This is a genomic window from Mycolicibacter algericus DSM 45454 (genome assembly GCF_002086455.1).
In the GTDB taxonomy this organism is placed as follows: domain Bacteria; phylum Actinomycetota; class Actinomycetes; order Mycobacteriales; family Mycobacteriaceae; genus Mycobacterium; species Mycobacterium algericum.
Map to the genome: position 1 here is coordinate 39292 of NZ_MVHC01000019.1, position 25706 is coordinate 64997.

General features: G+C 70.5%; 20 protein-coding genes and 1 pseudogene. 10 read left to right on the forward strand and 11 right to left on the reverse strand.

Translation table 11 applies throughout. The features are described from left to right. Positions 1 to 5: 5 nt before the first annotated feature. Positions 6 to 857, reverse strand: a complete 852-nt coding sequence (locus BST10_RS16155) for an SCO6745 family protein (protein ID WP_083038996.1) — start codon at positions 855 to 857, stop codon at positions 6 to 8. A 65-nt stretch (positions 858 to 922) separates the two neighbouring features. On the opposite strand from BST10_RS16155, the gene BST10_RS16160 reads away from it, so the two are divergent. Then, complete coding sequence (locus tag BST10_RS16160; protein ID WP_083038998.1) at positions 923 to 1669, forward strand: SIMPL domain-containing protein; 747 nt, start codon at positions 923 to 925, stop codon at positions 1667 to 1669. Between the two features lie 114 nt (positions 1670 to 1783). Here BST10_RS16160 and BST10_RS23870 read toward each other — a convergent pair whose 3' ends face one another. From BST10_RS23870 to dacB, 5 genes are all read right to left on the reverse strand, one after another. Next, entirely contained in the window at positions 1784 to 2611 is an 828-nt protein-coding gene (locus tag BST10_RS23870; RefSeq protein WP_235673646.1) for a hypothetical protein, read from the reverse strand. Between the two features lie 161 nt (positions 2612 to 2772). Beyond that, positions 2773 to 3414: a hypoxanthine phosphoribosyltransferase gene (gene hpt, locus BST10_RS16165; RefSeq protein ID WP_083039000.1), complete on the reverse strand. Its 642-nt coding sequence runs from the start codon at positions 3412 to 3414 to the stop codon at positions 2773 to 2775. Between the two features lie 10 nt (positions 3415 to 3424). Continuing rightward, entirely contained in the window at positions 3425 to 4396 is a 972-nt protein-coding gene (tilS, locus tag BST10_RS16170; RefSeq protein WP_013830829.1) for a tRNA lysidine(34) synthetase TilS, read from the reverse strand. After that, positions 4375 to 5418, reverse strand: coding sequence for a zinc-dependent metalloprotease (locus BST10_RS16175; protein ID WP_371869167.1), 1044 nt, complete (start codon positions 5416 to 5418; stop codon positions 4375 to 4377). The genes tilS and BST10_RS16175 overlap by 22 nt, the downstream gene beginning before the upstream one ends. Then, positions 5409 to 6785: a D-alanyl-D-alanine carboxypeptidase/D-alanyl-D-alanine endopeptidase gene (dacB, locus tag BST10_RS16180; protein ID WP_083039002.1), complete on the reverse strand. Its 1377-nt coding sequence runs from the start codon at positions 6783 to 6785 to the stop codon at positions 5409 to 5411. Before dacB ends, BST10_RS16175 begins: the two co-directional genes overlap by 10 nt. A gap of 80 nt (positions 6786 to 6865) precedes the next feature. Here dacB and BST10_RS16185 point away from each other — a divergent pair, with 80 nt between their 5' ends. After that, on the forward strand, positions 6866 to 7354 hold the full coding sequence (locus BST10_RS16185) for an inorganic diphosphatase (protein WP_013830833.1): 489 nt from the start codon (positions 6866 to 6868) through the stop codon (positions 7352 to 7354). A gap of 53 nt (positions 7355 to 7407) precedes the next feature. Here BST10_RS16185 and BST10_RS16190 read toward each other — a convergent pair whose 3' ends face one another. Continuing rightward, positions 7408 to 8094: a TetR/AcrR family transcriptional regulator gene (locus BST10_RS16190; protein ID WP_083039004.1), complete on the reverse strand. Its 687-nt coding sequence runs from the start codon at positions 8092 to 8094 to the stop codon at positions 7408 to 7410. Between the two features lie 108 nt (positions 8095 to 8202). Here BST10_RS16190 and BST10_RS16195 point away from each other — a divergent pair, with 108 nt between their 5' ends. Continuing rightward, the gene (locus tag BST10_RS16195) at positions 8203 to 8640 is read left to right on the forward strand and encodes a PNPOx family protein (protein ID WP_083039007.1); all 438 of its coding nucleotides are present in this window, start codon (positions 8203 to 8205) and stop codon (positions 8638 to 8640) included. Here the strand turns inward: BST10_RS16195 and BST10_RS16200 are convergent. Then, positions 8629 to 9624 carry a TerC/Alx family metal homeostasis membrane protein gene (locus BST10_RS16200; protein WP_083039009.1) on the reverse strand — a complete coding sequence of 332 codons (996 nt, stop codon included), beginning with the start codon at positions 9622 to 9624 and terminating at the stop codon, positions 8629 to 8631. The genes BST10_RS16195 and BST10_RS16200 overlap by 12 nt on opposite strands. Before the next feature lie 80 nt (positions 9625 to 9704). Here BST10_RS16200 and BST10_RS16205 point away from each other — a divergent pair, with 80 nt between their 5' ends. From BST10_RS16205 to BST10_RS23335, 4 genes and pseudogenes are all read left to right on the forward strand, one after another. Then, complete coding sequence (locus tag BST10_RS16205; RefSeq protein ID WP_205277434.1) at positions 9705 to 10982, forward strand: polysaccharide biosynthesis protein; 1278 nt, start codon at positions 9705 to 9707, stop codon at positions 10980 to 10982. Positions 10983 to 11116: 134 nt separating this feature from the next. After that, the gene (locus tag BST10_RS16210) at positions 11117 to 11806 is read left to right on the forward strand and encodes a glycosyltransferase family 2 protein (RefSeq protein WP_013830838.1); all 690 of its coding nucleotides are present in this window, start codon (positions 11117 to 11119) and stop codon (positions 11804 to 11806) included. Between the two features lie 13 nt (positions 11807 to 11819). Beyond that, positions 11820 to 12152, forward strand: a pseudogene (locus tag BST10_RS16215) (DUF2304 domain-containing protein); the annotation flags it as partial. Positions 12153 to 12404: 252 nt separating this feature from the next. Next, positions 12405 to 12575 (forward strand): Rv1535 domain-containing protein, encoded by a 171-nt coding sequence (locus BST10_RS23335; RefSeq protein ID WP_013830840.1) that lies wholly within the window; start codon positions 12405 to 12407, stop codon positions 12573 to 12575. Between the two features lie 12 nt (positions 12576 to 12587). On the opposite strand, the gene BST10_RS16220 is transcribed toward BST10_RS23335, so the two are convergent. Continuing rightward, complete coding sequence (locus BST10_RS16220) at positions 12588 to 17105, reverse strand: cation-translocating P-type ATPase (protein WP_083039013.1); 4518 nt, start codon at positions 17103 to 17105, stop codon at positions 12588 to 12590. A gap of 145 nt (positions 17106 to 17250) precedes the next feature. Then, positions 17251 to 18195 (reverse strand): NAD-dependent epimerase/dehydratase family protein, encoded by a 945-nt coding sequence (locus tag BST10_RS16225; protein ID WP_013830842.1) that lies wholly within the window; start codon positions 18193 to 18195, stop codon positions 17251 to 17253. A gap of 32 nt (positions 18196 to 18227) precedes the next feature. On the opposite strand from BST10_RS16225, the gene BST10_RS16230 reads away from it, so the two are divergent. Genes BST10_RS16230 through BST10_RS16240 form a run of 3 tightly spaced genes read left to right on the forward strand, consistent with a single transcriptional unit; the run spans position 18228 to position 25292 of the window. Beyond that, positions 18228 to 20015 carry a hypothetical protein gene (locus BST10_RS16230; protein WP_083039015.1) on the forward strand — a complete coding sequence of 596 codons (1788 nt, stop codon included), beginning with the start codon at positions 18228 to 18230 and terminating at the stop codon, positions 20013 to 20015. Positions 20016 to 20064: 49 nt separating this feature from the next. Further along, positions 20065 to 23982, forward strand: a complete 3918-nt coding sequence (locus BST10_RS16235) for a Pls/PosA family non-ribosomal peptide synthetase (RefSeq protein ID WP_109559545.1) — start codon at positions 20065 to 20067, stop codon at positions 23980 to 23982. Then, on the forward strand, positions 23979 to 25292 hold the full coding sequence (locus tag BST10_RS16240; protein ID WP_235673647.1) for a M1 family metallopeptidase: 1314 nt from the start codon (positions 23979 to 23981) through the stop codon (positions 25290 to 25292). The genes BST10_RS16235 and BST10_RS16240 overlap by 4 nt, the downstream gene beginning before the upstream one ends. A 6-nt stretch (positions 25293 to 25298) precedes the next feature. Here the strand turns inward: BST10_RS16240 and BST10_RS16245 are convergent, their stop codons facing one another. Next, the gene (locus BST10_RS16245; protein WP_205277435.1) at positions 25299 to 25520 is read right to left on the reverse strand and encodes a hypothetical protein; all 222 of its coding nucleotides are present in this window, start codon (positions 25518 to 25520) and stop codon (positions 25299 to 25301) included. Positions 25521 to 25706: the final 186 nt, after the last annotated feature.

Here is a 25706-nt window from a genome sequence, read left to right on the forward strand (position 1 = left end):
CAGGCTCAGGCGGGGAAGGCGCCGGCCTCACGCAACCGCTTCGACCAGCCGCCCACCAGCTCGACCAACTCGGGCAGCTCGTCGCCGAGCCGGGCCACGATCTGTTCGCACGCCGCATCGGTCGCCGTCTCCACCGACTCGCGGGCCGCGCGCCCGGCGTCGCTGAGCACGCCGTCGCGGGCCAAGCCCCGCTCGGCGAGCCGCGCCTCGCCGGCACTCAGCTCATCCTCGCTGAAAGCCCTGCTGCGCACATAGCTGCGCGGCGGCAACCCGCGGTACAGCTCGGTGATCAGGCCGATCTCGACGGCGTCGAAACCCGCTGCGACCCAGGCGTTCACGTGCGCGTCGCCACGGAACTCCCGCAACTGGTCGGCCAACAGCCAGGCGTCGGTGAGCGGGTCGCCCAGAAGTCCGGCGGCGACCAGCCCGGCGAACAGCGGCTTGCCCGCCAACGGCAGCCCGTCAGCGGCTCGGCCCAGCAGCGCCGTCGCCCGATCGAGACCCTCGGGCGCATCGCCGAGGACGCGGCGCAGCTGGGCCGCCGAGCCGTCGGTGCGCGCCGCGCGGATGGCCGGCGCGTCGGTGAGCGTCCAGCCGTAGTCGACCGCCGGAACCACCACCGCCGGGTTGAACACCCCGAAGGTCGCGGCGATCACCTGCCCGGAGGCCTGTCCGAGCGCCGAGCCACGACTGCAGAAGTAGGCCGGGCCGTCGGGCAGCTCGACGCCACCGGACGTCCCCGGACTGGCCCCGAAACCGAGCGCCGCGTAGCCGCGGTGACACTCCGGCGCGAAATACACCTGCCCGGCGAAGGCTTCGATGGCCTTGGACAGCGCTCTCGCGGGGGCAACGGTCATCGTCCCAGTGTGCCGCATCGGGCTTTTGGCAAGACCCGGTCCCCGACTCCGATAAGGTGCCAGTCATGCCGACACGCCGCGCCCGGATGAGCCTCCGCTGGTCGACGACGCTGGCCCTGGCGGGCCTGACCACCGCCGCGTTGGCCGGCTGCGACGCCGTGCCCGGTGCCGACGGCCCGGAACCGTCCCGGCAGGTGACTGTCGTCGGATCCGGTGAGGTGCAAGGCATCCCGGATACCTTGACCACCGAGGCAAGCATCGAGTTCGTCGCCGCCGATGTCACCACCGCGATGAATCAGACCAGCGAGCGCCAGCAGGCGGTGATCGACGCGCTGATCGACGCCGGGGTGGACCGCAAGGACATCAGCACCACCGGAGTCAGCCTGCAGCCGCAGTACGGCAACGCCGAGCCCGGCGGGTCGGCGAACATCACCGGGTACCGGGCCGGCAACACCATCCGGGTCAAGGTCGAGCGCGAATCCGCCTCCCAGGTGCTGGCCGTGATCGTGCGCGCCGGCGGGGACGCCACCCGGATCCACGGGATCAGCTACTCCATCGAGGATGATTCGCAGCTGGTGCGCGACGCCCGCGAGCGCGCCTTCAACGACGCCAGGGACCGCGCCGAGCAGTACGCCCAGCTGTCGGGCCTGCAGCTGGGCCGGGTGCTCTCAATCTCCGAGGTGGCCGGCGGCACGCCGTCGCCGACATCGGTCGAGGCGCCGATGCCGCGCGCGATGGCCGCACCGCCCCCGGTGGAGCCCGGCCAGCAGACGGTGGGCTTCTCGGTGACCGCGGTGTGGGAACTGAGCTGAGGATCGGTCGGCGAAGGTATGGGGCCGGAATCACCGGATCAGTCGAGCACGAGAGGGTTGCTCCCTCAAGACCGCGCTAGCGGTCCTCCCAGCGCCCGCCCCATGAGATCACGATCAACTGCGTATATGCGATGCAATGTCCGCGCGGACCAAACCGAAGTGCTGTCGTGTCAAGTCGAGATGTTCGGGGCGCAGGGCTAGAACGTCGTCCCATGCTTGTACCCACAAGTCGAGGCAGGGCCGTGCGCCATCGGTTAGGTCTCGTTGGATTGCGTAAATCTCGTCATGCCAGCTGTTGACTCGTTCCTGAAGCTGGTCCAAAGCGGCATCCATTGGCGTCCCATTAAGCAGTGCCATAGCGTAGAACAGCGGCGTTTCGAGATTATCTGCGCGCTTAGCAACAAATTTATGCAATTCGTTATAATTCACATTCGAGTACGTTTGCCCCGGCGCCGCGTCGGGATGCTGATCTTTGGAGTTAAAATTTGGCGGTAAAGAATGTCGTAGATAGAGGACGTAAGCACGGAAGTCGAGATTCAAGCTGTTGATCCCGCCCCAGAGGTCGCTCAGTGCTCTGATGCACTCCCGGCGTCGACTGACTTCATGGTCTATACGCCTGTCCAGTTCTTGTTGCTGGGCTGTGCGCTGCGCAGCGCGCGACTGCACAAGCGCGACGACCACAGCCGCGAACGTCGCTGCGGTTCCAATCCATACGGCCACCGGCCCCCATTGTTGTGCACCCCACTGCAGCCCATAGCCAACGCCGAGAAAAAATATCAGAGCCAAAGCCGCAGCAACGCTGGCAACTATCAGCCACGGCGCTGGCCATTTGTCCTGAGCGGCGGGGATGCCGGGATCGCGATGACGTAATGCAGATCGAGGATCCGAGGCGGCACCACCGGTTGATGAGAACGATTCTGGCTGATTCTCCGGGTGGCTCATCCAGCGATTCTCGCGCGCCGTCCGATGTTGCCGTGGCATCGACACACTGAAAGCGGCAACCGACGCTAGAGTTCCGCCAACGCCAACCAAATCAGTAAGCCGGCCACCCCGGCGCGTCACCCCGAATAACGCTCGGCGGAACGGAGAGCATTCGTCGGCGATCAGCTCTGATAGATCCGCGGATCCAGGGTGCCGATGTAGGGCAGGTCGCGGTAGCGCTCGATGTAGTCCAGCCCGTAGCCGACCACGAAGTCATTCGGGATGTCGAAACCCACGTAGGCGATGTCGACTCCGGCGCGCACCGCCTCGGGTTTGCGCAACAGCGTGCAGACCCGCAGCGACCGGGGCCGGCGGGCGGCCAGGTTGCGCAGCAGCCACGACAGGGTCAGGCCGGAGTCGACGACGTCCTCGACGATCAGCACGTCGCGGTCGCTGATGTCGCGGTCCAGGTCCTTGAGGATGCGCACCACCCCCGACGAGGACGTGGAGGAACCGTAGGAGCTGACCGCCATGAACTCGAACTGGGTGGGCAGCGGGATGGCGCGGGCCAGGTCGGTGACGAACAGCACGGCGCCCTTGAGCACGGTGATCAGCAGTAGATCTCCGCTTTCACCCTGGGTGGCCGGCCTCGAGCCGTCGGTGTAGTCGGCGGCGATCTGCGCGCCCAGTTCGGCGGTGCGGGCTCGAATCTGCTGCTCGGTCAGCAGCACCGATTTGATGTCGCCCGCGTACGACTCGGGTGTCTCCCCCGGCGAGAACGCAGCCACCAGCACAGCGTGCCATGCCCGGCGCGCGACGACCAACTCCCGATGCTCAGACCGGCTCCCGGCGCAGCCGCAGCACGCCGTCGTCGCGGACGGCGAAGAGCCGCTCGCCGCGCAGGTCCGATCCGACCGCCACCCCACCCTGGCCGCGCCACTGCGTGACCAGCCGATCCACCGCGCGGATCTGCAGGTCGGTCAGCCCGCGGCCGCCACCGGCCAGCAACCAGCGACGGATCACCGCCCGGCGCACCGGACCGGCCAGACCGGCAAGACCAGCGGTGTCCAGCCCGGCGCCGGCCGTGACCTCCGGCGCGGCCTGCTCGGCCAGGGCGTCGATCAGCTCGGTGTTCTCCCGCAACGCGGTCGCGCTGCGGGCCAGCGCCTCGGCCACCCCGCCGCCCAGCACATCCTCCAGCAGTGGCAGCACCTGCAAGCGCAGTCGCACCCGGGTGAAGCGCTTATCACTGTTGTGCGGATCGAGCCAGGGCGTCAATGCCAGCTCGGTGCAGGCCTCCCGGGTCGCCGCACGCCGCACTCCCAGCAGCGGCCGGCACCACGGCGGGTCATGGGGCCGCATTCCGGCCAGCGACCGGGGCCCCGACCCGCGCCCCAGCCCGAGCAGCACCGTCTCCGCCTGGTCGTCAAGGGTGTGACCCAGCAACACCGGGCGCCGGTCACGGGCGCGCTCCAACGCGCCGTAACGAGCGGTGCGTGCCGCGGCTTCCGGCCCGCCTCGAAAACCTTTGCCTCCGACGGTCACCGGGATGACCTGCGCGTCAACGCATCCCAGCTCGATAGCCTGGCTGCGCGCACGACCGGCCACCTGCGCGGAGCCGGCTTGCAGGCCGTGGTCGACGATCAGCGCCGTGGTGGGCCGCAGCTGCGCCGCGACGGCGGTCAGGGCCAGCGAGTCCGGACCGCCCGACAGCGCCACGCACCAGGGCTCCACTTCGGGCAGGTGGCGTTCGGCGAACGCCAGCAGCGCGGCGCGCAGCCCGGCTACAGCACCCGATCGATCCACTGCTGCGGCTCTTCGATCTCGGCGGGCAACGGCAGGTGCTGCGGGCTCGACCACACCGCGTTGAACCGGTCCATGCCGACCCGGCCGACCACGGTGTCGACGAAGGCCTTGCCGCGGGTGTACTGGCTGAGCTTGGCGTCGAGACCCATCAGCGCGCGCAACAACCGTTGCAGCGGCGGCTGGCTGCGCTGACGACGTTCCTCGAAGCGGTTCCGGATCGTCGCCACCGAGGGCACCGCCGCCGGACCGACCGCGTCCATCACGTGGTCGGCATGTCCCTCGAGCAGCGCCCCCAGCGTCAGCAGCTGGTCCAGCGCGGTGCGCTGGTCCTCGGACTGCACCGCCCGCACCAGACCCAGGATTCCCGACGGTCCGGCCTCATCGCGGCGGCCCCGCACGTAGTCGGCCAATCTGCTCACCACCTGGGTGAGGTCCGGGCTGCCGTCGCCGGTGAGCACCCCCAGCGCCGTCGACATGTAGTCGGCCAGCCACGGGTTCACGGAAAACTGCACCCGGTGAGTCACCTCGTGCAGGCACACCCACAGCCGGAAGTCGGCCGGTGAGACCCGCAGTTGCCGCTCGACGGCGACCACGTTGGGGTAGACCAGCAGCAGCAGCCCCGTCCCGTGCCCGTCTTCGGCACAGAACGGGTCGTACTGGCCCAGGATGCCCGAGGAGACGAAGGCCAGCAACGCGCCGGTCTGCGCCCCGGCCAGCCGGCCGCTGAAGAACCCGACCGACGTCTCGGTGCCGCCCGTCATCACCCGCATCGAGTCGGCGGCGGCGGCGATCCACTGCGGCCGGTCGATGATGCGCGCTTCGGGCACCGGGCCGTCGGCGCCCAGCCCGGTGACCTCCCGCACCAGCGGTTCGGCGGCCCGGGCGCTGCGGTGCAGGTCGTCGATCACCTGGCGTCGGGTGTAGTCGGTCATCGGCGGCGCCGGGCGCACCAGCCAGCCGCCCACCGTGGCGGCGAACCCCCAGTCCACCGCGCGGCCGATATCGGGCTCGGTCATCCGCATCCGCACGTCCGCAACACCGCGGCCAAGGCATCGATCGAGGTCCGACCGGTCGGCCCGGCGTCGTTGGAGATGAACGCGAATGTCAGCACCCGGCGGTCGCGGTCGGTGACGATGCCGGCCAGCGCGTTGGTCCGGGTCAACGAGCCCGTCTTGGCACGCAGCCAGCCGGCCGCACCGCGGCCGGTCCTGGGGTCGAGGAAACGATCGGACAGCGTGCCGCTGCCACCGGCAACCGGCAGCATGTCCAACAGCGGCCGCAACTCCGGCTGGTCGGGGCCGGCCGCCGCCTGCACCACCGCGTCGAGGTTGCGGGCGGACAACCGGTTGTCGACCGACAGCCCGCTGGAGTCATAAAGACTGGCGCCGCTGACCGCGATATGGGCGGTGGCCAGCCGGTTGGTCACCGCGTCGACCGCGCCGGCGAAGGATCGCGGCCGGCCCATCGCCGCGGCCACCTCCCGGCCGATGCATTCGGCCATCACGTTGTCCGAGGCGTTCATCATCTCGCCCAGTCGCACCACCAGTGGCGCCGAGGACACCGCGCCCAGTTCCCGTCCGGTCACCGACGCGGTCGCGATGCTGACCTTGTCGGCGTCGAGTCCGAGTTCGGCGGCCAGCGCCTCGCCGGCGTCCAGCGCGGGGGTCCGCGACCGCCGGGATTCGACCGTGGTCGGCTGGATCCTGCCGCCGTCGACCATCACCGCCTCGATCGGGGCGATGTCGCCGCCTTCGATGTCGTCCGGGTCCCAGCCCGGCGCCATGCTCGGGCCGCTGAACGCCGACACGTCCACCCGGACCTCGGTGGGCGTCACGCCGCTGCGGCGGACCTGATCGGCCAGGTCGCTGATCCGGGCGGCGTCGCGGTACCAGGTGTCCTGGCCGACCTCGGCCGTCGACAGCGTCGGGTCGCCGGCGCCGACCAGCACCACCACGCCGGGCTGGTCACCCGCGGTCACCCGGGTGGTGACGCGGGTGCTCAGATCCAGCGCCAGCAGCGCGGCCGCCGCGGTGAGCACCTTGTTGGTGGACGCCGGCTGCATCGGCAGGTCTTCCTGCTGTGTCCACAGCGCCTTGCCGGTCAGCGCGTCGGTAATCCGGCCGGTGAGGCGGCCCAGGTTGGGGTCGGCCAGCGCGGCCGACATGGCTGCTGTCAGGGCGCTGCCGGTCGGCACCGGGGCGTCGTCGACGACCGGGACGACCCCGGGTTCGGCGGTCGCGGTCGGTGCCGGCGCGACGACGTGGGCGCCGGCGCCGGACTCGTCCGGGAGCACAATCGCTGCCACCACCACCACGGCGGCGGCCAATGCCAGGACCGCGCCCGCGATGCCCAGATGGGTGCTGCTGTGCCGCCACCGAGTGGAGTCCATGTCCCTCCCTGCCTGTCGGGGCCAATTGTGCCGGAAGGGCGGGGTGGGGGCATGACTCCGGCCGCCTTAGACTGTGCGGCGTGCAATTCGACGTGACCATCGAAATCCCCAAGGGCCAGCGCAACAAGTACGAGATCGACCACGCCACCGGGCGGGTCAAGCTCGACCGCTACCTCTACACGCCGATGGGCTACCCCGCCGACTACGGCTTCATCGAGGACACCCTCGGCGAGGACGGCGACCCGCTGGACGCGATGGTGCTGCTGCCGCAGTCGGTGTTCCCCGGCGTGATCGTCGAGGCTCGTCCGGTGGGGATGTTCCGGATGACCGACGAGGCCGGCGGCGACGACAAGGTGCTGTGCGTGCCGGCCGGCGACCACCGCTGGGACCACATCGCCGACATCGGCGACGTGCCGGAGTACGAGCTGGACGCGATCAAGCACTTCTTCGTGCACTACAAGGACCTGGAGCCGGGCAAGTTCGTCAAGGCCGCCGACTGGGTGGGCCGCGCCGAGGCCGAGGCCGAGATCACCCGGTCGATCGAGCGGTTCAAGACCTCCGGTCACTGATCCGGCGGTTTAGCGAGGCTCGACGAAGGAGAGCCGAAGCTGGGACCGCCGCGTTAATCCGGCGGCTGGGTCAGCATCCCCAGCAGCAGGCTGAGCTGGGCGTCGAACACCGCCCGCGGTCGGGTCAGGGTGTCGGCGCCGTAGCCGCCGAACACGTCCAGACTGATGGCGCCGACCAGGGCGGCCCACAGCAGGAGGCATTTCGCGATGACGCCGTCGTCGCCGATGAAGCCGAATTCCGCGCGGATCCGGTCGGAGTCGGCCGACAACGGCTGCGTCGCAAGTTGACTCGTGGGCGGTATGTCCCCGGCGGCGATGCCGGCCGCGACGGTCTCGAGCATGGCCGCGATCACCCGGGTGCCGGGCACGACGGTCCGTTCGGCCGGCGCGTGATACCCCGGAACCGGGCTGCCGTACAGCAATGCCCACCGGGCCGGATGCGCCAGCGCCCAGTCCCGCACCGCGTGGCCGATGACCCGTATCTCGTCGCGCCACCGAGCCCCCGGGCTGCGGGCCCGGTCCACCGTGTCGGCCAGGTCGGAATAGGCGTCGACCACCAGCAGGGTGAGCAACTCGTCGCGGCCGGCCACATAGCGGTAGACCGCCGACGAGACCATGCCGAGGTCTCGGGCGACGGCACGCAGTGACAGCCCCGCGGCGCCGTGCGCCAGCAGCTGGCGCCGGCCGACCTCGATGATCTTCGCCTCGATGCGTTCCCGCGCCTCCTGCCGTTTACCCATGGGGTTGAGTCTGACAGATTCGAGAGCACCGCTCTTGTATTTGCCGGCTCGTCGTGCCAGGATCACCTTCAAGCGAGAGCAATGCTCTCATAGTGGAAGGGGCGGGGCATGACCACCCGTTACGACCGACCGAGCGCGACGGCCCGATTCGGCAATGCGCTGATCCGCCGGCTCGCCGAGGCGGGCATCAGCGTCGCCGGCACCCGCGCGCTCACCGTGCGAGGCCGCAAGAGCGGCGAACTCCGCGGTGTCGTGATCAATCTGCTGTCCGTCGACGGGGTGGACTACCTGGTGGCGCCCCGCGGCGAAACCGAGTGGGTACGCAATGCGCGAGCCGCCGGCGAGGTGCTGCTCGGGCCGCGGTGGCGGCGGACCCCGACCCGGGTCACCGAAGTCTCCGACGACGACAAACCGGTGGTGCTGCGCCAGTACCTTCGGCGGTGGCACTGGCAGGTCAAGGGGTTCATGGCGGGGGTGACACCGGACTCCGACGACGACGAACTGCGGTCCGCGGCGCCCTCGATCCCGGTCTTCTCACTCGGGTAACCCGCCGGCCTTGGCCCCGCCGCGGGTCCGGTACAGGCTGGCCACCGTCGTCAGCACCAGCACCCCGGCGACGACCGCCAGACTCGCCGGCGTGGGGATCTCCGGGACATTGAAATTACGGCCGGAGTTGATGAACCACACCTCGTTGGTGCGCAACGCGTGCAACACCATCCGCACCCCGATGAAACCCAGGATCAGGGCCAGACCGCGGGACAGATACACGAACCGGTTCAGCAGTTTGCCGAGGATGAAGTAGAGCTGACGCAGACCCATCAGGGCGAACACGGTGGCGGCGAAGACCAGGTAGGGCTGGCGGGTCAGGCCGTAGATGGCCGGTATGGAATCCATGGCGAACACCAGGTCGGTGGTGCCCAGCGCCAGCGCCACCAGGAACATCGGGGTGACAGCCCAGGCCCCGGCGCCGTCCCGGACGAAGAACCGCACGCCTGCCCAGCGATCGGTGACATTGAAGTGGTTGCGGGCGAACCGCACCACGAAGTTGTTGCCCTCGCCGCCGTCGCCGACGTGGTCACCGTGGCGCAGCAGTTTGATCGCGGTGTAGGCCATGAACGCCCCGAACAGGTAGAACGTCCACGAGAGCCGTTGCGCGGCAACCCCACCCAACGCGATGAACACCGACCGGAACGACAACGCCAGCACGATCCCGACGAACAGTGCCTCCTGCCGGTACTTCTTGGGCACGTTGAAGCTGTTCATGATGATCACGAAGACGAACAGGTTGTCCACCGACAGGCTGTACTCGGTGAGCCAGCCTGCGAAGAACTGCATGCCGTACTTCGAACCGTGATGCGCCCACACCCAGACGCCGAACGCCACCGCCAGACCGATGTAGAACGTCAACCGCATCGCGACCTCGCGGATCGTCGGCTCATGCAGCCGGCGGGCGACCAGGAACAGGTCGAATCCGAGTACCGCGGACAGCCCCGCGACCGTCACCAGCCATTCCAACAGCGACGGGTCCAAGGGTGGGCCTCCGGTCGGCGAGTCTGCGGTGTTGAGCGGGCCGCCCGAACCTACCGTGCGACCCGCTTAGTATTTTCGCCGTGGTGACCGAAATCGGTGGTACCGGACCCCGCCGATCCACCGGCGGGTTGCCCGCCGGTCCCGTCACCCGGGCCAGTGTGGCCCGGGTCGGCACCGCAACCCTGCTCAGCGCACTGTGCGGCTATGCGGTGCTCTACCTGGCGGCACGTGACCTGGATCCGGCCGGTTTCTCGGTTTTCAGCGTGTTCTGGGGCGCGTTCGGCCTGGTCGCCGGTGCCGCCAACGGCTTGCTGCAGGAAACCACCCGGGAGGTCCGGTTCGCCAGGGAGGTCGGTGCGGGCCGCCCGTCGACTCGGCACACCCGCCCGCTGTGGGTGGCCGGGCTGGCCGGGGTGGTGGCAGCCGGGCTGCTGGCGGGGACCTCGCCGCTGTGGAGCGGCCATGTGTTCGTCGAGGCCCGCTGGTTGTCGGTGGGGCTACTGTGCTTCGGGCTGGCCAACTTCGCGGTGCACGCCACGCTGCTGGGCATGCTGGCCGGCACCAACAGGTGGACCCAGTACGGGGCGTTGATGGTGACCGACGCCGGCATCCGGGTGGCGGTGGCCACCGCGACATTCGCCGTCGGCTGGGGGCTGGTCGGATTCCTGTGGGCCACCGTCGCCGGCGCGATGGCCTGGCTGCTGCTGCTGGCCGCCTCCCCCGCGGCCCGATCGGCGGCCCGGCTGCTGACCCCGGTGGGCACCACCGACTTCCTGCGCGGCGCCGCGCATTCGATCACCGCGGCCGGTGCCAGCGCCATCCTGGTGATGGGTTTCCCGGTGCTGCTGCAGGCCACCTACGGCGAGCTGGGCGCCCAAGGCGGCGTAGTGATCCTGGCGGTCACCGTGACCCGCGCGCCGCTGCTGGTGCCGCTGACCGCGCTGCAGGGCAACCTGATCGCGCACTTCGTCGACCAGCGCGGCCGACGACTGCGAGCGCTGAGCATCCCGGCCGCGTCCGTCGCCGCGGTGGGCGCGGCCGGAGCGGTGGCCGCCGGCCTGGTCGGCCCGTGGCTGCTGCGCACCGTGTTCGGTCCGGACTACCATGCCAGCGGGCCGCTGCTGGCCGGACTGACGGCGGGGGCGACCGCGATCGCACTGCTGACACTCACCGGCGCGGCGACGGTGGCCGCGGCACTGCATCGCGCCTACGCGCTGGGCTGGGTGGGGGCGACCGTGGCCTCCACGTTGCTGCTGATGCTGCCGCTGGAACTGCCGACCCGAACCGTCGTGGCACTGCTGTGCGGACCGCTGGTCGGAATCGCGGCTCACCTGACCGCGCTGCGTGCGGCGCCCTGACCCGCCGACCGGCCCGGCTGCGCCGACGGCGGCGTCCCCACGTGTATTTTTTAGGCATCGATACCAGGTCAAAGACCCGTTACCCGGCAGTTCAGCAAGGCTCGACGCAGGAGAGCCGAAGCTGGAACCGCCGCATGTACCCCGACGTCTGGATCATCGTCCCGGCCTTCGGCGAGGCGGCAGTCATCGGCGACGTGATCGCCGGAATCCGCTCCGTTTTCGATGCGGTGGTCTGCGTGGACGACGGCAGCGCCGACGACACCGCCGCGATCGCCCGGCGCGCCGGCGCCCATGTCGTGCGGCATCCGGTCAACCTCGGCCAGGGCGCGGCGATCCAGACCGGGGTCGAGTTCGCCCGCAGCCGACCCGGCGCCCGGCTGTTCGCCACCTTCGACGCCGACGGTCAGCACCGGGTGGCCGACGTGCTGCGCATGATCGAGCGCCTCGATGACGACCACCTCGACATCGTGATCGGCACGCGGTTCGCCGCTGCTGAGGCGGCAGCCGCCGTACCGCCACTCAAACGGCTGGTGTTGCGTGCCGCGGTGTGGCTGAACCCGCGGATCCGCCGACTTGGGCTCTCTGATGCCCACAACGGCCTGCGGGTGTTCAACCGGCGGGTCGCCGACCGGCTGGATCTCACCATGACCGGGATGAGCCACGCCGGGGAGATCATCGCTCTGATCGCCGAAAACCGTTGGCGGGTAGGCGAAGAGCCGGTCGAGGTGCTCTACACCGACTACTCCAAGTCGAAGGGTCAGCCGCTGCTCAACGGCGTCAACATCCTGTTCGACGGGTTACTGCGCAAAAGGATGTCGCGATGACAAGGATCGCCTCGTGAACTGGATCAAAGTGCTGCTGATCGCGGCGGTGCTGGCACTGTTGATCTATCTACTGCTGTCGCGGGGGTCCGCCCAGTCCCGGGCCTGGGTCAAGATCGGCTACCTGGGGTTCGTGGTGGCCGGCATCTATGCGGTGCTGCGCCCCGATGACACCACGGTGGTGGCCAACTGGCTCGGGGTGCGCCGCGGCACCGACCTGATGCTGTATGTGCTGATCATGGTGTTCGCGTTCACCACGCTGAGCACCTACATGCGGTTCCGCGACCTGGAGTTGCGTTATGCACGGCTGGCGCGAGTGGTCGCGCTCGCCCAGGCCCAATCGCCTGAACCCGGCGGTTCAGCGAGGCTCGACGAAGGAGAGCCGAAGCTGGAACCGCCGCACCAACACCGCGGTTCAGCGAGGCCCGACGAAGGAGAGCCGAAGCTGGGCCCGCCGCATCAACACCGCGGTTCAGCGAGGCCCGACGAAGGAGAGCCGCGGCTGTAACTGCCGCAAAAAACACAGTAGTTCGGCGACAGTTGGCCGACTCGTAACAGTCGGTTTCCCATTCGTCTGGTTGCGGCGGACACCCTGAGGCCTATGAAGGCGACCGAAGTCCTCGCGGAGCCACTGGCCGAAGTCACGGCCACGGCCCTGACGGTGCCTATCGTCGAGTTGTACGCGGTGCTCTGGCGGGCCGGCGTGCTCGACGTCGAGCAACGCCGCTCAACCCGCCCGGCAGCCGCCGCGCCGGTCCTCAGGTCGGCGTGATGAAGCTCCGCCTCAGCGCACCACTTCGAGTTTCCGGGTCGGCTTCTTCGCGGCGGCCTTCTTCGCCGAGGCGTTCTTGGCCGCGGCTTTCTTGGCCGCCGGAGCCTTCTTGGCTGGAGGTTTCTTGGCCGCCGGACCTTTCTTCGCCGGAACCTTCTTGGCCGCCACCGCTTTGTCCGCCGGAGCCGCCGCCACCGTCGGCGCCTCGGGCACGGCCGCAGCGATCTCCTTAACGACGTCGGAGCGCCGGCCCGCCACGGCCACCGCGGCGGTGGCCACCGCCGCGGTGCCGACCCCCTGCGCCCAACCGATCGGGCCGACCGGAGTGCAGCCCAGCAACTGACTGACTCCGGGCGTGGAGACCATCGCGGCGAACAACACGAAGGATCCGGCCGCGGTCGCCAGCACCAGCGGCGCCCGCGAGTCGACCACGGTCTGACCGAGTTCGGTGGTCACCAGCGAGATCAGCGCCACCGTCGAGGCCCGCTGCGGCGTGCCGCTCACCCGCCCCATGGCCCAGGCGGCCGTGCCCGCCGCCGCGGTGACCCCGCCGCGGAACGCCACCGCGCGCCACAGTTTCTTCTCGTCGAGGCCGGGCACGGCGTCGCCGATGGGGCCCGCCGGGGTGCTGACCGCCACCGCGGTGGCCGGCAGTGCGTCGGTCAGGGTGTTCATCAGCAGCAACTGCCGGGTGTTCAGCGGCGAATCGCCGGTGACCGCGGTCCCGATGACGGAGAACATCACCTCGCCGGCATTGCCGCCCAGCAGCCCGGAGATGGCCAGTTGAACACCCCGCCACAGCCGCCTGCCCTCGTCGATCGCGTCGACCAGTGCCCCGATCTTCCCGTCGGTCAGCACCACGTCGGCGGTGGCATGCGCGGAGTCGCTGCCGTGCGCCACCACCCCCAGCCCCACCGTGGCGGCCCGGATGGCGGCGGCGTCGTTGGCGCCGTCACCGACCATCGCCGACACCCGGCCGGCGCGCTCCAGGGTCTGCACGATCTGCACCTTGTTCTCCGGCGACATTCGCGCGAAGATCACCCGCTCGCAGACCACTCGCTCTTGTTCCTTGCGGTTCAACGCGTTCCACTCCGAGCCGGTGATGACCTGCTCGGCGGCGACGGTGACGCCCATCTCGGCCGCGATCGCGGAGGCTGTGATGGGGTGGTCGCCGGTGATCATCCGGATGTCGATGCCACGGGCCGCCAGATCGGACAGCAACTGCGGGGCGTCGGCACGGGGCGTGTCCGCCAGGCCGAGGAACCCGATCAGCGTCAATCCGGAACCGGCCACCTCGGTGATCCGCTCGGTGCCTTCCGGGTCGTCGCGAACCGCTCGCAGCTGCGCCGCGGTCAGCTTGCGCTGCGCCACGGCGATGACCCGCAGCCCGCGGGCAGCCATCTCGGCAACCTGCTGTTCCTCCTCGGCACCGGCGTTCTTGCAGGCCTCGAGCACCACTTCGGGTGCGCCCTTGACCACGAGCTCCGATCCCAGCGCCGAGGCCGAGAACGCGCGCCCGGAGCGGAACGGCAGGTGCGCGTCCGGTTCGGTCCACGGCCGCGCGCCGGCTGCGGCGGCCGCGCCCTCGACGATCGCCTGGTCGGTGGCGTGCGCGTACGCCGCACCGCCGGGAGCCGGCGCCGCCTGCGCCGCAGTGCCGAGCACGTCGTCGTCGGAGTATCCCCCGACCGGGTGCACCGTGGTGACCCGCAACCGGTTCTCGGACAGCGTTCCGGTCTTGTCGAAGCAGACCACGTCGACCCGGCCCAGTGCCTCCACCGATCGTGGGATCCGCACCAGCGCACCGGATTTGCTCAACCGCTGCGATGACGCGTGCTGGGCCAGGGTCGCCATCAGCGGCATCCCCTCCGGAACCGCCGCGATCGCGACCGCGATCGCGTTGCCCAGTGCCACCCGCAGGCCGCCCTGCCGCAGCAGGCCGAGCGCACCGACGGCCACACCGCCGGCAGCGCTGTAGGGGAACGTCCGATGCATCAGCTGCGACAAGTGGTGTTGCAGGCCGACTTCGGGCAGCTCTCCGGAGGCCAGTTCGGAGGCCCGACGGGACTGGGTGTCGGCGCCCACCGCGGTCACGATGGCCAGCGCCGTCCCGGCGATCACCGTGGTGCCCGCGTAGAGCATGGAACTGCGCTCGGCCAGTTCGGCGCCGGGCGTCGGGTCCAGCTGCTTGCCGACCGACAACGATTCACCGGTCAACGACGACTCGTCGACCTCGACGTCGCACTGCTCGATCAGCCGGGCATCGGCCGGCACCACCTCGTTGCTGCGCACCTCGATCACGTCGCCGGGCAGCAGCTGTTCGGCCACGATCTCGTGGTAAGTCCGCGAACCGTCCGCCCCGGTCAAGGCGACCCGCGCCGGCGGGGCCTGCTGCGCCAGCAGGGTGTTCAGCCGGCTCTCGGCACGCAGCCGCTGGTAGGCGGCCAGCATGGCGTTGCCGGTGAGCACGGTGCCCACCATCACGGCATCGATCGGCGAACCCAGCATGGCGGTCGCCGCCGAGCACAGCGCCAGGATCGGGGTCATCGGGTCGGACAATTCGGCGCGCACGGCGTGGAAGTACGGCCAGAACATGCCCTGCGGGCCCGTGTCGACCGGGGCGCGCTCGGCCAGCGGCGTCACCGCATCCGGCCCCAACAACTCACGCACCTGCTCGACCGACATGGCGTGCCACTCGTAGGCCGGTGCCGGCTGCGGAGCGCGGGCACGCAGCACCCGGCGGGCGAGCAGATACCCCGACAGCATCCCGGCGCCCGCACCGACCGTCACGGGGCCGGGGCCGCGGCCCGGTGCCGCCCCGAGACCGGGAATGGTCGCCCGGACACCGCGCACCAACAGCAGCCCGGCGATGGTCGACGCGCCGATCGAGATCGCCACACCGCGCTCGGTGGCGTCGCGGGCGGCCGGTAGCGCGCGCAGCAACTGCCATGCCGCACCCAGATCGGCCAGCAGCAGGTCGGCATAGAAAGGAGGAGGCAGGGAGTCATTTTCGCTTGCCGGCATGACCCCGAGCGCCAGATCGGCCGCCGCCAGCGCCTGCGCCGCAGAGCTCGACAGCACGGCGACGGTGCGGCCCGCCTGCTGCAGCTCGGTCACGGCGGCAGCCAGTGCGGCGTCCATCCCGTCGATGTCACCGGCGCCGGGCGCCGGGCGGATGTCGTCGAAACCGGGGCGCAGCTCACCGAGGATGTCGGTGTCCACGGTGACCAGTTGCGCGCCGGAGGCCCGACCCTCGAGCACCACCGCAGAGGCCAGTGCGTGGTGGGTGGGCAGGATCAACGCCTCCACCGCTTCGGCGCGGTCGCGTGCCGTCATGCGGACCCGGTGCCAGCCGGGACGCAGCCCGGGCTTGTCGAGCAGCCGCTGCGCGTTGTTCCAGGCCTGTGGCAGCTCGTGCTCGGTGGCGCCGTGGATCTGCACCACGCGGCGCTGTTCGCCGGCGAGCACCCGCGGATCGATGACCACGGTGTCGATCTTGTCGAGCCGGCGCAGGCTGTCCGGCCGCAGCGGCAGCACCTCGTGGGAGTCCGCCAGTCCCTGCCCCAGGGTCGCGGCGAACGACTCGCAGCTGGTGCGTACCGCTTTCGGCGAGGTCGCCAGGATCGCACTCGAGGTCATGTCCACGTTGCGGGTGATGGCGCCCACCACCCCGGTGGCGAGCACCTGGGCGACCGCGGTTCGTCTCAGATACCGTTCGGCCGGCCCGTGCGGCCGTGGCACCGGACGCGGCGCGCGGTGCACCTCCGAGTGCTCCGCCCAGCGGGCCAGCTCCGGCTCGTAGCGATTCCAGGCCAGCGCCCCGGCGCGGGCCTCGGACGCCTTCAGGCCCTCCACCATCAGGTCCACCGCCAGGATCGCCGGCGACATGGTGATGATGTGCGAGCCGAGCGAGGCCAGCGACAGCACCGCGTCGGTGCGGGCGGGCCCGATCCGGCTTTCCAGCGCGTTCCGGACCAGCGGCTGGTAGCGCGCCACCGACGCCGCGGCGTCGAAGATCTTGGGCGCTGCCGGCCAGCGCAGCACGCTGCCCGCTGTCGCGATCGCCAACCCCACCGCGTTGGCGCCCACCATCGCACCCTTGGCGGCCAACAACAGCCCGTCGCCGGGCAGTGCGGCGGTCTCGGTGACGCTGAGCGCTGCGGACTTTTCGACCGCACCCACCGTGGCGCACAGGTCGGCCAGCGACGCGTCGTCGTCAATCTCGACGATCACCCGCGACAGCGGGCGGTTCAGCCGCACCGAGGTCACGTCCGGGCGGGCCCGCAGCGCGTCGAGCACCTCGGCGCCGATATCGGCCCCACCGTCCTCGTCGAGCCCGCGGATCTCGATCCAGGCCCGTCCGGCACCGCGCCAGCTGCGCCGGCTGGTCAGATCGGAGCGCTCACCGGCAAGGATTTTGGCGCTTTCGCGCAGTGGGATGGCGGCCAAGTCCAGGCTGGCCCCCAGAACCGACGTTGCCGCCGCGCCGACTGTCTCCAGACCGAAGCGGCCGATCGAGAACACGTCCATGGATTGCCTCCAGCGTCTTTGATGCGCTGGAGGTCTCTTCCGCCGGTAACCGGCCCACAGCACCGGTCGTCCGATGACGGGCGACGAGATGACGACACTGCGACGAAGGAATACTCCCCTCCGACGGGCCAGTATGCCACATCGTTCAGGCCGATTTCACCTGCCGGAAATACGACACGGTGCGGGCCACGCCGTCGGCCAGCGCGACTCGCGGCTGCCAGCCCAGCACCTCCCGCGCCCGGGAGACGTCCAGGCAGGACCGTTTCAGATCACCCAGCCGAGGGGGGTGGAACTCCGGGTCGTCGGGTGCCCCGACCGCGGCGGCGACCGCTGAATGCAGTTGGCGGTCCGAGGTTTCCACGCCGGTGCCCACATTGAACCGCTGGCCGTCGCCCGCCGGACCCGACGCCCGCACGAAGGCGTCGACCACGTCGTCGACGAACACGTAGTCGCGCGTGTTGGATCCGTCGCCGAACACCTTGGTGGGGGCGCCCTGTAACAGCGCCTGGGCGAAGATCGCCACCACGCCGGCCTCGCCGTGCGGATCCTGCCGCGGGCCGTAGACGTTGGCCGGCGCGATGGCCGAGCACTGCAGCCCGTAGAGGTGCCGGAAGGTGTTGAGGTAGATCTCACCAGCCACCTTGCCGGCGGCATAGGGTGACGCCGGGTCGGTGGGGTCGTCCTCGGTGGTCGGATAGCGCGGCGGGGTGCCGTAGATCGACCCGCCCGACGAGGTGTGCACGATCTTGCGGACGCCGGCGGCACGCGCCGCCTCGGCGAGCCGGATCGTCCCGACGACGTTGACCGAGGCGTCGAAGGCCGGGTCGGCGACCGAGTGCCGCACGTCGATCTGGGCGGCCAGGTGGAAGATGACCTCCGGGCGGTACTGCGCCAGCACGTCGGCCAGGTCGGCGGTGACGATGTCGGCCTCGACGAAGCTGAAGTCGGCGTCACCGGCCAGATGCTCGATGTTGGTGGCCCGTCCGGTCGCGAAATTGTCCAGCCCGACCACCGGGTGCCCGTCCGCCCGCAGGCGGTCGACCAGCGACGATCCGATGAATCCGGCTGCTCCGGTGACCAGTGCTCGCACCGGCCCACCATACCGACCGGTAAGAAAGACGCATGCGCACCCGACTGGCGAGCCTGCCCTGGGTCTGTTGGGCGGCGCTGGCCCTGATCGCCGCGCAGCTGGGGGTCCGGGCGGTGGTGGCGTTCGGGGGCTACTTCTACTGGGACGACCTGATCCTGATCGGCCGGGCCGGCACCCACGAGCTGCTCTCGCCGTCGTATCTGTTCGACGACCACGACGGCCACGTGATGCCCGGCGCGTTCCTGCTCGCCGGCGTGCTGAGCCGGCTGTGGCCGTTGCAGTGGGCCGCCCCGGCGGCCAGCCTGGTGGTGCTGCAGCTGCTGGCGTCGTTGGCGCTGCTGCGGGCGCTGCGGGTGATCCTGGGCTGGCGGCCGGTGCTGCTGGTGCCGCTGGTTTTCGCGCTGTTCTGTCCGCTGGGCCTGCCGGCGTTCGCGTGGTGGGCGGCGGCGCTGAACTCGCTGCCGATGTGCGCGGCGCTGGCCTGGGTGTGCGCCGACGCGATCCTGTTGGCGCGCACCGGGAATCGGCGCTACGCGCTCACCGGCACGGTGGTATACGCGGGCGGTCTGTTGTTCTTCGAGAAGGCTGCGGTGATCCCGTTCGTCGCGTTCACCGGCTGCGCGCTGCTGCATCATGTGGGCGGGGGCCGCGGGGCGGTGACCGCTACCTGGCGGGCCGGGGCCCGGTTGTGGGCGGCGACGCTGGCGGTGACCGGTGGGTGGATCGCGGTCTATCTGGCGGTGGTCAATCAGCGGCGCTGGAGCCTGGACCTGGACATGACCCGCGACCTGTTGTGGCGCTCGGTCACCCACGGCATCGTCCCGAGCCTGGCCGGCGGCCCCTGGACGTGGGCCCGGTGGGCTCCGGCCTCGCCGTGGGCGTTGCCGGGCCCGGCAGTGATGGCGCTGGGCTGGTTGGCATTGGCGGGTCTGCTGGCGGTGTCGTTGGCGCGCAAACACCGACTGGTGCCGGTGTGGCTGGCCGCGGCCGGGTACGCGGCGGCCTGCCAGGTGCCGATCTATCTCATGCGCTCGTCGGCGTTCACCGCGCTGGAACTCGCCCAGACCCTGCGGTACCTGGCCGACCTGGTCGTGGTGCTGGCGATCCTGGGCGCGGTTGGGATGTGCGCCCCCAACCGCGACGCGTCGCGGTGGCTGGACGCCTCGCCGTGGCGGACCGCGGTGGTGAGCTGCCTGGCGGTGACCTTCACCGCCAGCAGCCTGTATTCGACGGCGACGTTCCTGGCCCGCTGGCGCGACGACCCGGCCCGGTCGTATCTGCACAACGCCCTGCCCGCGCTGGCCGCCGCCCGCGTCGAGTCCGACGCGCCGCTGCTCGACCAGGAGGTGGATCCACTGGTGTTGCAGCGGGTGGTCTATCCGGAGAATCTGGCCAGCCACCTGTTCGCCCTGGTTCGCGACCGGCCTGAGTTCGCCTCGGCGACACCGCGTTTGCGGATGCTCACCAGTGCGGGAACGTTGACCGACGCCCAGGTGACCTGGGTGCGGTCCATCGTGGCCGGGCCGGTGCCGCAGTGCGGCTATCTGGTGCAACCCGACCTGCCGGTCACGCTCGGCCTGGACGGCCCGCTGCTGCCGGCCGACTGGACCGCCGAGATCAATTACCTGGCCAACGTCGACGGCGCCATGACGCTGTCGCTGTCGGACGGGCCCGACGTCCGGGTCCAGGTGCGCCCGGGACTCAATCGCGTCTACGTGCGGCTTCCCGGCGGCGGTCACAACGTCACCGCCCGCGCCGACACCGCCGCACTGTCGGTGTGCATCGCGTCGGGGCCGCTCGGCTACGTCGCGCCGACGTGACCGCGCGGCGCGCTGCACGTCGACCGGGCGCTGGGTACGTTCTACAGACGTGCCCACGGTGCAAGTCCCGACGCAGTACCTGCGCGCCTCGTCGGCGCCGGAACCGCGCACCCTGATCGACGTCCTGCAGGAGACCGCGGCCCGCCACCCCGACGCCGCCGCGATCGACGACGGCGAGGTGGTGTTGACCTACGGCGAGCTGATCGCCGACATCGAGGAGAGCGTCGCGTGGCTGGCCGCCCGCGGTCTCGGCCGTGGCGACCGCATCGGCATCCGGATGCCGTCGGGAAGCTACGCGCTCTACGTGGCGATCCTGGCCGTGCTGGCCACCGGCGCCGCCTACGTCCCGGTCGACGCCGACGACCCCGCCGAGCGGGCCGAACTGGTGTTCACCGAGGCGCAGGTGGCGGCGATACTCACCGAACAGGGCTTGGTCCGCGGCCCCGGGGCGTCGCGCGGCTGGCGGGCCTCGGCGCCGTCGCCCCGCGACGACGCCTGGATCATCTTCACCTCGGGATCCACCGGCACCCCCAAGGGGGTGGCGATCACCCACCGCAACGCGGCGACCTTCGTCGACGCCGAAGCACAACTGTTCTTGCAGGACAACCCGATCGGGCCCGGGGATCGGGTGCTGGCCGGACTGTCGGTCGCGTTCGACGCCTCCTGCGAGGAGATGTGGCTGGCGTGGCGATACGGTGCATGCCTGGTTCCCGCGCCACGGTCGCTGGTGCGCAGCGGCATGGACCTGGGGCCGTGGCTGGTGTCTCGGGACGTGACCGTGGTGTCGACCGTGCCCTCGCTGGCCGCGCTGTGGCCGGCCGAGGCGCTGGAAGCGGTGCGGCTGCTGATCTTCGGCGGTGAGGCCTGCCCGCCGGAATTGGCGGCCCGGCTGGCGGCCGACGGCCGCGAGGTGTGGAACACCTACGGTCCCACCGAGACCACCGTGGTGGCCTGCGCGGCGCAGCTGGGCGAGTCCGGGCCGGTCCGGATCGGGCTGCCGCTGGCCGGCTGGGACCTGGCCGTGATCGGCGCCGACGGCGAACCGGTGGCCACCGGCGAGGTCGGCGAGTTGGTGATCGGCGGCGCCGGGCTGGGCCGCTACCTCGACGCCGACCGGGACACCGAGAAGTTCGCACCGCTGCCCGCCCTGGAGTGGCCGCGGGCCTACCGCAGCGGCGATCTGGTGCGGCTGGAACCGGACGGGTTGGTCTTCTGCGGGCGCGCCGACGATCAGGTCAAGGTCGGCGGGCGGCGCATCGAGTTGGGCGAGGTCGACAGTGCGCTGCTGGGACTGCCCGGAGTCAGCGGGGCCGCGGCCGCGGTCCGCAGCAGTGCCGGCGGAACACCGCTGCTGGTCGGGTATCTGGTCAGCAGCGACCCGGACTTCGACGTGGCCGTAGCACGCGCGACGCTCGAGCGGCGGCTGCCGGCCGCGCTCGTTCCCCGGCTGGTGCTGGTCGACGAGCTGCCCACCCGGACCTCGGGCAAGGTGGATCGCGACGCGCTGCCGTGGCCGGTGGGCCCGGAACCGGGCGGCCGGTGGGACGCCGACGACCCGGACAGCACGCTGGGCTGGCTGGCCGGGCTGTGGCGTGAGGTGTTGGGCACCGCGGTCGACGACGAGCAGGCCGACTTCTTCGCCCTGGGAGGCGGATCGCTGCAGGCCGCCCAGCTGGTGGTCGCGTTGCGGCAGCGTTACCCGCAGACCACGGTCGCCCAGCTCTACGACCGGCCGCGGCTCGGCTCACTGGCCGGGTTCCTCGACGACACGGGCCGCAGCGATCCCGCCGCGGCGGTCGCGCCGCGCCCGGTGCAGCCCATGCCGCGGCTGACCCAGGCCGCCCAGCTGCTGTTGTCGGTGCCGCTGGCCACGCTGACCGGGTTGCAGTGGGTGACCTGGCTGGCGCTGCTCAACAACACGGCTGCCGCGTGGCATCCGCTGCCCTGGCTGGCGCGCCTGGACTGGGGGTGGGTGATCGCCGCGTTCGTGCTGTTCGTCACCCCGCTGGGCCGGATGGGCATCGCGGCGCTCGGGGCGCGTGCGCTGCTGGCCGGGCTGCGGCCGGGCAGCTATCGGCGTGGCGGCGCCGAACACCTGCGGGTCTGGTTCGCCGAACGCCTCGCGGCGGCCAGCGGCGCCGAAAATCTGGCCGGGGCGCCGTGGTTGGTGTATTACGCACGGGCACTGGGCAACAAGATCGGCAAGGGCGTCGATCTGCACTCCGCCCCGCCGGTGACCGGGATGTTGACGCTGGGGCACCGGTGCTCCATCGAACCGGAGGTCGACCTGAGCGGGTACTGGATCGACGGCGAGGTGTTCCACGTCGGCCCGATCACCATCGGTAACGATGCCACCGTCGGTGCCCGCACCACGCTGCTGCCGGGCGCATCGGTCGGTAAGGACGCCGACGTCGCCCCGGGCTCCGGGGTGATCGGCGAGGTCAAGAAGGGCCAGTACTGGACCGGCTCGCCAGCGGTGAAATCCGGTAAGGCACGCCATCCCTGGCCGGATCACCGGCCGCCGCCCCGGCCGCTCTGGGTGGCGGTCTACGGGCTGACGTCGATACTGCTGGGCGGGCTGCCGTTGCTGGCGTTGGGCGCCGGGCTGGCCCTGCTGGGGTGGGCGGTGCGTGACGCCGCCACGTTGGGTGCGGCGATCGGGCCGGCGGCGTTGTGGACGCCGGTGGCGGCGCTGACCGCGCTGGTCGGCTACGCCGCCGTGACCATCGCCGCGGTGCGACTGCTGTCGATCGGGCTGACCGAGGGTTATCACCCGGTGCGCAGCCGCCAGGGCTGGCAGCTGTGGGCCACCGAGCGGCTGATGGACGCCGCGCGCGACTACCTGTTTCCGGTGTATGCCAGCCTGATCACGCCGTGGTGGCTGCGGTTGTTGGGGGCGAAGGTCGGCGACGGCACCGAGATCTCCACGGCCCTGGTGATCCCGAAGTTCACCACGATCGCCGACGGCGCCTTTCTCGCCGACGACACCATGGTCGCCTCCTACGAACTGGGCGGCGGCTGGATCCACGTCGCCCCGGCCACCATCGGCAAACGCGCCTTCCTGGGCAACTCCGGGATCACCCAGCCGGGCCGGCGGGTACCCGACAAGGCATTGGTGGCGGTGTTGTCGACGGCGCCGCACAAAGCCAAGGCCGGTTCGTCGTGGCTGGGCAGTCCGCCGGTCCGATTGCGCCGCAAGACGGCTGACCTCGACGCCGAGCGGACCTTCGAACCACCGTTGCGGCTGAAGCTGATGCGCGCCATCATGGAGACGTTGCGGCTGATCCCGGTCATGGTGACCGTTGCGATCGGGGTCACGTTGCTCGGTGTGTTGCAGTGGGCGGCAACGCGGTTCGGTTACGTTTGGACCGCCCTGGGCAGCGGGGTGGGGTTGCTGGCGGCGGGTGCGGTGGCCGGCGGCATCGCGGTGATGGCCAAATGGCTGACCGTGGGCCGGATCCGGGCCACCGAGCACCCATTGTGGTCGCCGTTCGTCTGGCGCAACGAGGTGTCGGACACCTTCGTCGAGACGGTGGCCGCGCCGTGGTTCGCCCGGGCCGCCACCGGCACCCCGGTGATGAACCTGTGGTTGCGGGCGTTGGGCGCCACCATCGGCCGCGGGGTGTGGTGCGAGACGTACTGGCTGCCCGAAGCCGACCTGGTGACGCTGGGCCCCGGGGCGACGGTCAACCGCGGCTGTGTGGTGCAGACCCACCTGTTCCACGACCGGATCATGCAGCTGGACGCCGTCACACTGGAAGCCGGCGCCACCCTGGGCCCGCACTGCGTGGCGCTGCCGGCCGCCCGGGTGGGCGCCGGCACCACCATCGGACCGGCATCCCTGGTGATGCGCGGCGACGAGGTGCCGCCGTCGACCCGCTGGCAGGGCAACCCCATCGCGCCGTGGCCGGTACCCCGCAAGAAGCGCGGCTCTTCGCCGGAGGCAGCGCGGGGGTCCGCCGCGTGAGCAAACCCGTCCTGGACCCTTACCTGCCCGGCAGCGGCAACGTCGGCTACCGGGTGTCGCGTTACGAACTCGACCTGGAGTACAAGGTCAACAGCAACCGGTTGTCCGGCACCGCGACCATCACCGCGGTGACGCTGACCGCGTTACGCGACTTCACCCTGGACCTTGCCGATGCGCTGTCGGTGGCCAAGGTGCGGGTCAACGGCCGCCAGCCCGCAAGGTTTGCCACCTCGAAGGCGAAGCTGCGCGTCACACTGGCGTCCCGATTGCCCGCCGGTGCCGAACTGGTGATCACCGTCCGCTACTCGGGGTCTCCGCGTCCCAGTGAAACCCTTTGGGGCGAAGTGGGTTTCGAGGAGCTGTCTGATGGGGCACTGGTATCCGGGCAGCCCAACGGCGCACCGTCGTGGTTCCCCTGCGACGACCACCCCACGGCCAAGGCCAGCTACCTGATCACCATCAGCACCGACAGCCCGTACCGCGCGGTCGCCAACGGCGAACTGGTTTCGCAGCGGGTCCGGGCAGCGCGCACCACCTGGACCTACGAGCAGCCCGAGCCGACACCGCCCTACCTGGTCACCTTGCAGATCGGCCGGTATGTGACCCGCCGACTGCCCGATTCGGACGTGCCCATCCACGCCGTGCTGCCGGCCCGGCTGACCCGGCAGTTCGACCGGGATTTCGCCCGCCAGTCGCAGATGATGGACCTGTTCGTGCGGTTGTTCGGCCCCTACCCGCTGACCGCCGGCTACACCGTGCTGGTCACCGACGACGAGTTGGAGATCCCCCTTGAGGCCCAGGGGATCTCGGTTTTCGGCGCCAACCATTGCGACGGCCGGCGGGGATCGGAGCGGCTGATCGCCCACGAGCTGGCCCACCAGTGGTTCGGCAACAGTGTCACCGTGCGGCGCTGGCGCGATATCTGGCTGCACGAGGGGTTCGCCTGCTATGCCGAATGGCTGTGGTCGGAGCATTCCGGCGGGCGCAGCGCCGGCGAGTGGGCGCAGCACTACCACCAGAAGCTGGCCGCGTTGCCGCAGGATCTGCTGCTGGCCGATCCGGGGCCGGCCGACATGTTCGACGACCGGGTCTACAAGCGCGGCGCGCTGACCCTGCATCTGCTGCGCGGCAAGCTGGGCGACGACGACTTCTTCGCGCTGCTGCGCGAGTGGACGACGCGCTACCGCCACGGCAACGCCGCCACCGAGGACTTCACCGGGCTGGCCGCCGGCTACACCACGGTGTCGCTGCAGCCGTTGTGGCAGGCCTGGCTGTACGCCGCCGAGCTTCCGGCGCTGGGAGACGGCTGAGGCCGTTCAAGCAATGGGCTCGACGGCGATCACGTAGTCGCGGCCGTGCCGGAGCCCGCCTTCGCGGTCGTGAACTGCCAGCGCTCTGGACTGCAGCTCGTCGACGTACCGGCGCATCGAGCTGCCGAGTTCCGGCGAACCGACGCGTTCGAGCCGATTGCGGCACATATCGAGCTGGCGGTGGATGTAACGGGCACCGTAGCGGATCGGGAAGTAGCGACTCGCCACCGGCCGGAAACCCGCCGGTCCGAGCTGTCGAAGAATCCATTCGAGCGGGTACTCACGGTAGGGACGTTCGCCGGCCAACAGCAGACACGCATCGCGGACTCGGCCGATCTGAATCCCCCCGGCGTTTCCGGACGCTCACGGGTTTGAGAACTCAGTGACTTTCTGGGTTCGGTGCTGACTGTAGTA

Coding starts and splice junctions, on each gene's coding strand:
- BST10_RS16155 (WP_083038996.1), bottom strand. CDS start 857: ATGACCGTTGCCCCCGCGAGAGCGCTGTCCAAGGCCATCGAAGCCTTC.
- BST10_RS16160 (WP_083038998.1), top strand. CDS start 923: ATGCCGACACGCCGCGCCCGGATGAGCCTCCGCTGGTCGACGACGCTG.
- BST10_RS23870 (WP_235673646.1), bottom strand. CDS start 2,611: ATGAGCCACCCGGAGAATCAGCCAGAATCGTTCTCATCAACCGGTGGT.
- BST10_RS16175 (WP_371869167.1), bottom strand. CDS start 5,418: ATGCGGATGACCGAGCCCGATATCGGCCGCGCGGTGGACTGGGGGTTC.
- dacB (WP_083039002.1), bottom strand. CDS start 6,785: ATGGACTCCACTCGGTGGCGGCACAGCAGCACCCATCTGGGCATCGCG.
- BST10_RS16190 (WP_083039004.1), bottom strand. CDS start 8,094: ATGGGTAAACGGCAGGAGGCGCGGGAACGCATCGAGGCGAAGATCATC.
- BST10_RS16195 (WP_083039007.1), top strand. CDS start 8,203: ATGACCACCCGTTACGACCGACCGAGCGCGACGGCCCGATTCGGCAAT.
- BST10_RS16210 (WP_013830838.1), top strand. CDS start 11,117: ATGTACCCCGACGTCTGGATCATCGTCCCGGCCTTCGGCGAGGCGGCA.
- BST10_RS23335 (WP_013830840.1), top strand. CDS start 12,405: ATGAAGGCGACCGAAGTCCTCGCGGAGCCACTGGCCGAAGTCACGGCC.
- BST10_RS16220 (WP_083039013.1), bottom strand. CDS start 17,105: ATGGACGTGTTCTCGATCGGCCGCTTCGGTCTGGAGACAGTCGGCGCG.
- BST10_RS16230 (WP_083039015.1), top strand. CDS start 18,228: ATGCGCACCCGACTGGCGAGCCTGCCCTGGGTCTGTTGGGCGGCGCTG.